The organism is Gracilibacillus thailandensis (assembly GCF_010994055.1).
In the GTDB taxonomy this organism is placed as follows: Bacteria; Bacillota; Bacilli; order Bacillales; family Amphibacillaceae; genus Gracilibacillus; species Gracilibacillus lacisalsi.
This window is the reverse complement of the sequence record NZ_WJID01000154.1, coordinates 1-738: the sequence shown is the minus strand read 5'-3', so window position 1 is coordinate 738 and position 738 is coordinate 1. Positions and strand designations below refer to the sequence as shown.

The following is a 738-nucleotide window of genomic DNA, read 5'->3' as shown; positions in this document are numbered from 1 at the left end:
TTTATTATTTCCACTGTCTACTTGACAGGGTGCAGTTCACTATTAAAAGGACTTTTCGCGTTTTTTTATGCTTCAATTATTTCATAGTTAGGCAAATCAACCGTTCTGGCAATACGGTTCAGCTGCATTTTGATCGCTACATTATCAGTGATTACGAATTCGACTTTTTTAAAACCAGATTTTTTATATAACTTAAAGGATTGGGCTAACTTTGGTGTCATCTCTTGATTGATTACCTCCATATCCTTGCAATCTACTTGTAACACATAATCATAAGTAGAAATGGAGCCTATCTGCTTTTCATAATCTTGATGGAATTTGTTCGCTTGCTCAGGTGTAAAAGTCCCCACTACATTCATATAAACAGCTTTACTTGTGGGCTTTACATTAATAACGTAACCACCATCAGTTGTCATGTTTTCTATTTTTGCCATGTATACCTCTTCCTTTCTCTTGGATGTTTAATTGGAGTCTCGCATTGGTAGATGTAGTTCATTTCAGATAAAAATGCATTATTACCTAAGTCATTATTCCTCTTTTTCATTTGATATATGTCACCATTCTACAAACCATAAGATATTTTACAGTATTAAAAGATGATTCGCAAAATATACAATACTTTTAGCTTAGTATAAAGGATCTACTTAATTATGAATAGTAAACACATTTAGCATAGACACCTTGAACTACCCCCACTTAACCTCCTTTCAGGATGTTTGAAGTGGGGGATTCTTGGGA

1 protein-coding gene is annotated in these 738 nt (G+C 33.9%); it reads right to left on the bottom strand.

From position 1 onward, the window contains the following. Positions 1 to 65: 65 nt before the first annotated feature. Positions 66 to 434: a hypothetical protein gene (locus GH715_RS21265; RefSeq protein ID WP_153837229.1), complete on the bottom strand. Its 369-nt coding sequence runs from the start codon at positions 432 to 434 to the stop codon at positions 66 to 68. Positions 435 to 738 lie beyond the last annotated feature (304 nt).